Origin of the sequence: Patulibacter medicamentivorans, assembly GCF_000240225.1 — a bacterium.
GTDB classification, from domain to species: domain Bacteria; phylum Actinomycetota; class Thermoleophilia; order Solirubrobacterales; family Solirubrobacteraceae; genus Patulibacter; species Patulibacter medicamentivorans.
Genome location: NZ_AGUD01000021.1, coordinates 1 through 7,122, shown reverse-complemented (window position 1 = coordinate 7,122; position 7,122 = coordinate 1). Strand labels below are relative to the sequence as shown.

At 75.7% G+C, this 7,122-nt stretch carries 9 protein-coding genes; 4 read left to right on the top strand and 5 right to left on the bottom strand.

What is annotated here, in order from left to right; all coding sequences use genetic code 11:
- Positions 1-771 (top strand): NAD(P)/FAD-dependent oxidoreductase (locus tag PAI11_RS26755; RefSeq protein WP_244406503.1); only part of this gene is annotated, 771 nt, incomplete at its 5' end.
- An 18-nt stretch (positions 772-789) separates the two neighbouring features.
- Here PAI11_RS26755 and PAI11_RS03205 read toward each other — a convergent pair.
- From PAI11_RS03205 to PAI11_RS23830, 4 genes are read right to left on the bottom strand one after another with little or no spacing between them, the layout of a single operon-like run.
- Positions 790-1,512, bottom strand: coding sequence for a DNA alkylation repair protein (locus PAI11_RS03205; protein ID WP_007570776.1), 723 nt, complete (start codon positions 1,510-1,512; stop codon positions 790-792).
- Positions 1,513-1,518: 6 nt separating this feature from the next.
- Complete coding sequence (locus PAI11_RS03200; protein ID WP_007570773.1) at positions 1,519-2,736, bottom strand: MFS transporter; 1,218 nt, start codon at positions 2,734-2,736, stop codon at positions 1,519-1,521.
- A 48-nt stretch (positions 2,737-2,784) separates the two neighbouring features.
- Positions 2,785-3,774 (bottom strand): D-alanyl-D-alanine carboxypeptidase family protein, encoded by a 990-nt coding sequence (locus PAI11_RS03195; protein ID WP_007570770.1) that lies wholly within the window; start codon positions 3,772-3,774, stop codon positions 2,785-2,787.
- Between the two features lie 47 nt (positions 3,775-3,821).
- Positions 3,822-4,529 (bottom strand): TVP38/TMEM64 family protein, encoded by a 708-nt coding sequence (locus PAI11_RS23830; protein WP_007570769.1) that lies wholly within the window; start codon positions 4,527-4,529, stop codon positions 3,822-3,824.
- Positions 4,530-4,656: 127 nt separating this feature from the next.
- Between PAI11_RS23830 and PAI11_RS03185 the strand changes: the two genes are divergently transcribed.
- The 3 genes from PAI11_RS03185 to PAI11_RS03175 are packed head-to-tail and all read left to right on the top strand — an operon-like array spanning position 4,657 to position 6,255.
- Positions 4,657-5,460 carry a helix-turn-helix domain-containing protein gene (locus tag PAI11_RS03185; RefSeq protein ID WP_007570767.1) on the top strand — a complete coding sequence of 268 codons (804 nt, stop codon included), beginning with the start codon at positions 4,657-4,659 and terminating at the stop codon, positions 5,458-5,460.
- Complete coding sequence (locus tag PAI11_RS03180; RefSeq protein WP_007570764.1) at positions 5,460-5,813, top strand: VOC family protein; 354 nt, start codon at positions 5,460-5,462, stop codon at positions 5,811-5,813. Before PAI11_RS03185 ends, PAI11_RS03180 begins: the two co-directional genes overlap by 1 nt.
- Before the next feature lie 10 nt (positions 5,814-5,823).
- Entirely contained in the window at positions 5,824-6,255 is a 432-nt protein-coding gene (locus tag PAI11_RS03175; protein WP_138974070.1) for an acyl-CoA thioesterase, read from the top strand.
- On the opposite strand, the gene PAI11_RS03170 is transcribed toward PAI11_RS03175, so the two are convergent.
- On the bottom strand, positions 6,212-6,919 hold the full coding sequence (locus tag PAI11_RS03170; RefSeq protein WP_007570760.1) for a TetR/AcrR family transcriptional regulator: 708 nt from the start codon (positions 6,917-6,919) through the stop codon (positions 6,212-6,214). The two genes, PAI11_RS03175 and PAI11_RS03170, sit on opposite strands and share 44 nt — an antisense overlap.
- Positions 6,920-7,122 lie beyond the last annotated feature (203 nt).

Below are 7,122 nucleotides of genomic sequence, written 5' to 3'. Positions count from 1 at the left end.
GGGCGACCGGCGTCCGGCCGCGGCCGCGACGGGGCGCCGGCGGTCGTGCGGACGGCCCGCGGCGACGTGCGCGCGCGCTGGGTCGTGCGGGCGACCGAGGCCTACGGCGTCGGCCTGCCGGGCCAGCGGCGGTCGCTGGCACCGGTCAACAGCTCGATGATCGTGACCGAGCCGCTCGGCGACGAGCGCTGGACGGCGCTGCGCTGGGCCGGCGCCGAGACGATCCTCGACGGCGGCCTGCTCTACCACTACCTGCAGCGCACCGCCGACGGCCGGATCGCGATCGGCGGCCGCGGCGTCCCCTACCGCTGGGGCTCGCGGACCGACCGCGAGGGCCCGGTGCCGGCGGTGACCGTGGACGAGCTGCGCGCCGGCCTGGTGCGGCTCTTCGGCGAGCCGCTGCGCGACGTCGCCGTCGCCGGAGCCTGGCACGGCGTGCTCGGGATCCCGCGCGACTGGACGCCGGGCGTCGGGGCCGATCCGGCGACCGGCGTCGCCTGGGCCGGCGGCTACGTCGGCGAGGGCGTCGCCGCCGCCAACCTCGCGGGACGGACCCTCGCCGACCTGCTCCGCGGCGAGCGCACCGCCCTCACCGAGCTGGCCTGGGTCCTGCCCCCGGGCGCCGCGCCCCCACGGTGGGAGCCCGAGCCCCTCCGCTTCACCGGCATCCGCACCGTCTACGGCCTGCTCGGCCTGGCCCAGTCGATCGAGCGCCGGACCGGCAGGCCGTCGCGGGTCGCCGCGGTGGCGGATCGGCTGGCGGGGCGCTGAGCGGCCTCGCGGCCCCGCTCAGCCGTCGGTCCCGCCGCCCAGCTTGGCCCGGGCCTTCTCCAGGTTCCGCAGCGCCTCCCGGCGGCTCAGCGGCTGCAGCTCGTGGGCGGCGCAGTAGCGCTCGACCTCGTCGGGGTCGACCCAGGCGTAGGCGCGCAGGCCCCAGCCGATCCCCTTGCGGATGAAGAACTCGCGGTCGTCGCGGTTGGGCTCGATCGCGTCGTAGAGCAGTGCCCGGTCGGTGCGGTCCTTGCGGCGGACCTGGGCGATGATCGCGGCGCGGCGCTTCCACATCGAATCGTCGGCGATCGCCCAGGTGCGGAGCACGGCGGCGGTCGCGTCCGGCTCGCGGTCGAGCAGCTCGCCGAGCCGTCCCGCCGCCAGCTCGTCGACGTGGTCCCACCAGGCTCCCTCGACGATCAGCTGCTCGTACAGCCCCAGCAGCTCGATCCCGCGGTGCGCGGCGTAGCGCCGGTCCCCCAGCAGGTCGAGCGCCGCGTAGCGCTGCTCGCGGTGCGTCGCCTCGTGCCACAGCGCCTCGACCGTCGCCCGCCAGGTGGCCGCGTCCAGCGTCCGGTCGGCGAGGGCCGCGCGCATCACCGCGGCGCGCTGCGGCTTCGGCACCCCGTGGAAGGGCATCGCCGACTTCATGTAGCGCTGCATCTCGGGCGCCTTCGCCGGATCGGCCGCCGCGGCCAGGCCGCTGCGGATCGCGTCGATCAGCTGCCGGTCGGCGGGCATCGGCCGCTACTGCCGGACCGTCGCCGCGGCCGCACGGGCCGCGGCGGGCCGCGCCACCAGCAGCCAGAAGCCGAGCCCGGCCAGGGCCATGCCGGCCCCGAGCGCGCAGACGCCGTCCCAGCCGCTGGCGGCGTAGATCGCGGCGGCCGCCGCCGAGCCGATCACGGCGCCGACGAAGACCGACGTCATGTAGGCGGTCGTGATCCGGCTGCGAGCCTCGGGCCGCAGGGCGTAGACGGCGCTCTGGTTGCTGATCTGGGCGCCCTGGACCCCGAGGTCGAAGAGCACGATCCCGGCGAGCAGCGCGACGAGCGAGGTGCCGCCCAGCTCGAGCAGCCCCCAGGAGAGCACGATCGCCAGCAGGAAGCCGGTGTTGGCCAGGTGGCCGTGGCCGCGATCGGCGAGCCGCCCGGCCATCGGCGCGACCATCGCCCCGACCAGGCCGGCCAGGCCGAAGAGCCCGATCGTGCCGTCGCCGTAGCCGTAGGGCTCGCGCGCCAGCAGGAACGCGATCGCGGTCCAGAGCGCGCTGAAGCCGGCCATGTGCAGCGCCCCCATCAGCATCCGCTGCGCCAGCTGCCGCTCGTCACGGACGAGCCGCGCGACCGACGCCAGCAGCTGCGGGTAGCGGAGCGTCTCGGTCGGCGGCACCACCGGCAGCCGCCGCCACAGCAGCACCGACAGCAGCAGCAGCGCGACCGCCGGGACCGCGAACACCAGCCGCCAGCCGCCGATCTCCGCCAGCAGGCCGCTGAGCGTCCGGGCCAGCAGGATCCCCATCAGCAGGCCGCTCATCACGGTCCCGACGACCTGGCCGCGCTCGTGCGGGGCGGCGAGCGAGGACGACAGCGGGACCACCACCTGGGCCACGGTCGACGTCAGGCCGACGGCGACCAGGACCGCCGCCAGGACCGCGAACGACGGGGCGGCCGCGCAGGCCGCCAGCGTCGCGGCCGACAGCGCGAGCACGCGGCTGATCAGCGACCGTCGCTCCAGCAGGTCGCCGAGCGGCACCAGCAGCACCAGCCCGACGAGGTACCCGACCTGGGCCGCCGTCACCAGCAGGCCCGCTGTCCCGTCCGAGACGTCGAACGCGTGCGCCAGCGTGTCGAGCAGCGGCTGGACGTAGTAGAGGCTGGCCACCGACGCACCGCAGGTGACCGCGAGCAGCAGCACCAGCCCACGGCCGAGTGGTTGCGCGCGTTCCTGCTCGACGGAGGCCATCGATCGACATGGTTGCAGCGTGCGGACGTCGGCCTGCCGCCGCCGGCCTCAGCGCGCGCCGAGGGCGCGGAAGCCGCGCTCCAGCAGCGCCTTCGCCTGCCGTCCCGGGTCGGGCGAGTGCAGCAGCACCACGCCCAGCCGCCGACGCCGGCCGTCGACGTCCCGCTCGACGCCCGCCACCAGCGACCGTCCGGCGACGTTCGTGAAGCCGGTCTTGAAGCCGATCGTGCCGGGGTAGCGGGCCTTCAGCAGCGGGTTGTGGTTGTACAGCTGGATCCGCCCGCCCTTGATGGGGAACGGCCGGTCGGCCATCCGGGTCCGCACGATCCGCGCGAGCCGCGGCCGGTCGAGCACCGCCCGCGCCAGCACGGCCAGGTCGGCCGGGCACGAGCGGTTGCGGGCCTGGCGCTGCAGCCGGACCTCCTCGAAGCCGCTCGGCGAGTCGAAGCGGGTGCAGCGGAGCCCGAGCGCCCGCGCCTGGCTGTTCATCCGCTCGACGAACTTCGGGACCGTGCCCGAGACGTGCTGGGCGAGCGCGATCGCCGCGTCGTTGCCCGAGGCCAGCAGCAGGCCGTAGAGCATCGTCTCCAGCTGGACCGTGCGGTGCCTGGGCAGCAGGCCGACGCCGGAGCCCCGGTAGGCCAGCGCCTGCTTGGTGATCCGGACCCGGTCGGTCGGCTTGCTGCCGGCCACGACCAGCAGCGCGGTCATCAGCTTGGTGACGCTGGCGATCGGCAGGTCGCGCGTCGCGGACCGGCGCCAGAGGACCTCGCCGCTGTCGAGGTCGAACAGCAGGGCCGCTCGCGGCGGCTTGCGGAACGGATCGGGGAACGCGTTCCGGGCCCCGGCCAGCCGCAGCCGCAGCGGCCTGGCCAGCGGCGGCTCGTCGACGGGGCCGTTGGCCGCCTGCATCGGGGGCGCGCCCTCGTCGCCGCCCGCCTCGTCCCCGGACGCCGTCGACTGGCTCCAGCTGCCGCCGCAGCCGGCCAGGACCGCGCACGCCCCCACGAGCATCAGGATCAGCCAGGCACGCCTCACCGCGGGACAGCATGCCGGACGGACCGGAGGGCCCGCGCCGGCGAGCGTCAGCGCGCCGGCGGGCCCGCCGGCTGGCGGCGCTCGATCCGCCGCAGCAGCGGCCGGGTCGCGACCAGCAGGATCAGCAGCGGCGCGAACGCCGCCCACAGCAGCGGGTCGGTCGGGGACAGGTGCTCGAGCCGGTGGCCGAGCAGCACGACCGCGGCCTGCAGCGGCAGGTAGCCGACCACGCTCGTCCAGGCGTAGCGCGTCAGCGGCACCCGCAGCGCGCCCGCCACGTAGCCGGCGATCGCGTACGGCACGACCGGGATCAGGCGCGCGGCCAGCAGCGGGAAGACGCCCTGGCGCTCGAGCACCCGCTCGACGCCGTCGACCCGGCGAGCGCCGAACAGCCCGCGCACCACGGGCCGCCCGACGACCCGGCCCAGCAGCCAGCAGAGTACCGCCGACACGGCCCAGGAGACGACCATCAGCGCGAGCCCGACCGGGACCCCGTAGACGAAGCCGGCGACGGCGAGCACGATCTCCGCCGGGTAGAAGACCACCGCGTGGACCTGCACCAGCAGGAACAGGACCAGGGCGCCCCAGATGCCGAGCGCGCGCAGGTCGCCGCGCAGCTGCTTGGTGTCGCCGCGCAGCGCCGTCGAGAGCGCGTCCCGCAGCGGCTCGATCGCCAGCAGCGCGGCGACCAGCAGCAGGGCGACGCCGACGGCGATGGCCGGGGCCAGCCAGCGCGGGGGAGGGCCGCCGGACACGGCGGTCCAAGCTAGCCGCCGCCGGTGCCCGCGCGGGTTGCCCGGCGGTGAACATGCGGCCCCGCGACGACGGCGCGCTACCTCGCAGGTCATCGTCGTGACGACCTGCGGGCGCTAGGTTCGTCCCATGGCCCTCGCGACCCCCACCCCCCGAGTCGGCGAGCTGCTGCGGGACTGGCGGCAGCGGCGCAACCTCAGCCAGATGGAGGTCTCGCTCGACTCCGCGGTCTCGAGCCGGCACCTGAGCTTCATCGAGACCGGCCGCGCCCGCCCGAGCCGCGAGATGGTCCTCCACCTGGCCGAGCGGCTCGAGGTCCCACTGCGCGAGCGCAACCGGCTGCTGCTGGCCGCGGGCTTCGCCCCCGAGTACCGCGAGCGGTCGCTCGAGGACGAGGAGATGGCCCCGGTCCGCGGCGCGCTCGACCGCTTCCTCAAGGCCCACGAGCCGTTCCCGGCGATCGTCGTCGACGGGGGCTGGAACATGGTCGCCGGCAACGCGGCGATCGGGCTGCTGATCGAGGAGATCGCGCCCGAGCTGCTGGCCGACCCGCCGCCGAACGCCCTGCGGCTGACGCTGCACCCCGACGGGATGGCCCCGCGGATCGTCAACTTCGCCGAGTGGAGCGGCCATCTGATGCACCGGCTCCGCCGCGCCGCCGCGATCACCGCCGACGCGGGCCTCCGGGGGCTGCACGACGAGCTGGCCGAGTACCCGGACGTGCGACTGGATCCGCCGCAGGGCCACGGCGTCGGCGAGGAGATCGTGCTGCCGCTGCGGCTGCGCCGCGGGGACGACGTCCTGGAGCTGTTCAGCACGATGACGACCTTCGGCAGCGCGGTCGACATCACGCTGACCGAGCTGTCGGTCGAGGCGTTCTACCCGGCCGACGAGCGGACGGCGCAGCTGCTGCGCCAGGCGGTGGGGGCCTGATGCGGCTCAACCACGTCGCCCTGACCGTGGCGGACCGGGCGCGCTCGGCCGCCTTCTACGGCGAGCACTTCGGGTTCGGCGAGGTCGTGCACCAGGACGATCGCCTGCTGATCCTCGCCGCCCCCGACGGCGCGCTGCTGGCCCTCAGCGAGGGCGAGCCGGCGGCCGCGGGCCTGCCGCGCACCAACCACTTCGGGCTCGAGGCCGAGAGCGCCGAGCAGGTCCGCGCGCTCCGCGACCGGCTTCGCGCGGACGGGGTGCGGGAGACCGAGTGGCAGGACGACGACGGCTTCTTCGTCCGCGTCCAGGTGGCGGACCCCGACGGCTACCGGGTCGAGGTCTACTGGCACTAACGTGCCGGCGATGAGCACGCCCGAGGAGTACGGCGGCCGGGTCGCGATCCGGCTGCGCTACCGCGACATGGACACGCTGGGCCACCTCAACCAGGCCGTCTACCACGAGCTGCTGGAGGAGGGCCGCGGCGCGGTCATGAGCGACGGGACCGGCAAGTGGATCGGCGCCTTCGTGCTCGCGCGGGTCGAGCTGGACTACCGCCGCGAGGTCCGGCTGGCGGACGTCGAGGTGGTGGTCGAGGCCGCCCTCGAGCGGATCGGGCGGTCGAGCATCACGATCCTCCAGCGGATCGTCAAGCGGGACGGCACCGTCGCCGCCGAGGGCCGGACGGTGATGGTGGCGTGGGACATGGTCGAGCGGCGCTCGCGCGAGATCACCGACGCCGAGCGCGAGCAGCTCAGCCGGCTGCCGGCGGTCGCAGCGCCGGACCCCGCCGGCTGACGCCCAGCCGCGCGTCCCAGGCGTCGCGCTCGGCGTCGTCGAGCGCGTAGGGGATGAAGACGTCGCGGATCATCGTGGCCAGCATCGCCACCTGCTCGTCGCGGCTGTGCCCGGCGAGGACGCCCGACGCCTTCGTCACGCCGAGCCCGTCCATCAGCGCGACGAAGGTGATCGCGCCCTCCTCGGGCCGGTGCGCTCCGGCGGTCCGCAGCGCGGCCTCGGCGACCTGCCGGTAGGCGTCCAGGCAGGCGATCACGGCCTCGCGCAGGGCCGGCCGCCGGCCGGCCTCCAGGTACAGCTCGATCTGGGCGGTCTCGGCGTCGCTCGCCCCGTCGACGAGCGCGGACGCCAGCAGCTCCGGGATCTGCCGCGCGCTCGTCGTGGCCGAGCCGAAGGCGTCGGCGGCCGCCCGCAGCATCGCGACGCGCTCGCGGGCGAACAGCCGCAGGGCCTCCTCCAGTAGCTCGTCGATCGAGGCGAAGTAGTAGGTCGGCAGCGACGCCGGGACGTCCGCCTCGCGGGCGACCCGGCGCTGGGTCACGCCGGCCGTCCCCTCGCTGGCCACGATCCGCAGGGCGGCACGGAGCAGCTGCTCGCGACGCTGCTCGCCGCGGGCCTGCCGGCGGACGCCGGGCGCCGCCGCGCTCGCGGATTTCTTGACCATCTGCCCAAGTTACTGCACCCTTGGTCGCGCGACCAGCCGTGGACGCGCTCGCCGTCGTCCACGCGAACCCGAGAGACGACCGATGCCGCCCGCGCCCCGCAAGCCGACCGCCCCGAAGACCGCGAGCCGCGCGAGGAAGCCGGCCGCGGCGGCGGCCGCCGCCGGTGCGGAGGCGGCGAGCGCCGCGCCGCGCAAGCCCCGCG

Excerpts from the sequence above, each read along its gene's own strand:
- PAI11_RS03205 (WP_007570776.1), bottom strand. The coding sequence starts at position 1,512 with ATGCCCGCCGACCGGCAGCTGATCGACGCGATCCGCAGCGGCCTGGCC.
- PAI11_RS03185 (WP_007570767.1), top strand. The coding sequence starts at position 4,657 with ATGGCCCTCGCGACCCCCACCCCCCGAGTCGGCGAGCTGCTGCGGGAC.
- PAI11_RS03170 (WP_007570760.1), bottom strand. The coding sequence starts at position 6,919 with ATGGTCAAGAAATCCGCGAGCGCGGCGGCGCCCGGCGTCCGCCGGCAG.
- PAI11_RS03200 (WP_007570773.1), bottom strand. The coding sequence starts at position 2,736 with ATGGCCTCCGTCGAGCAGGAACGCGCGCAACCACTCGGCCGTGGGCTG.
- PAI11_RS03180 (WP_007570764.1), top strand. The coding sequence starts at position 5,460 with ATGCGGCTCAACCACGTCGCCCTGACCGTGGCGGACCGGGCGCGCTCG.
- PAI11_RS03175 (WP_138974070.1), top strand. The coding sequence starts at position 5,824 with ATGAGCACGCCCGAGGAGTACGGCGGCCGGGTCGCGATCCGGCTGCGC.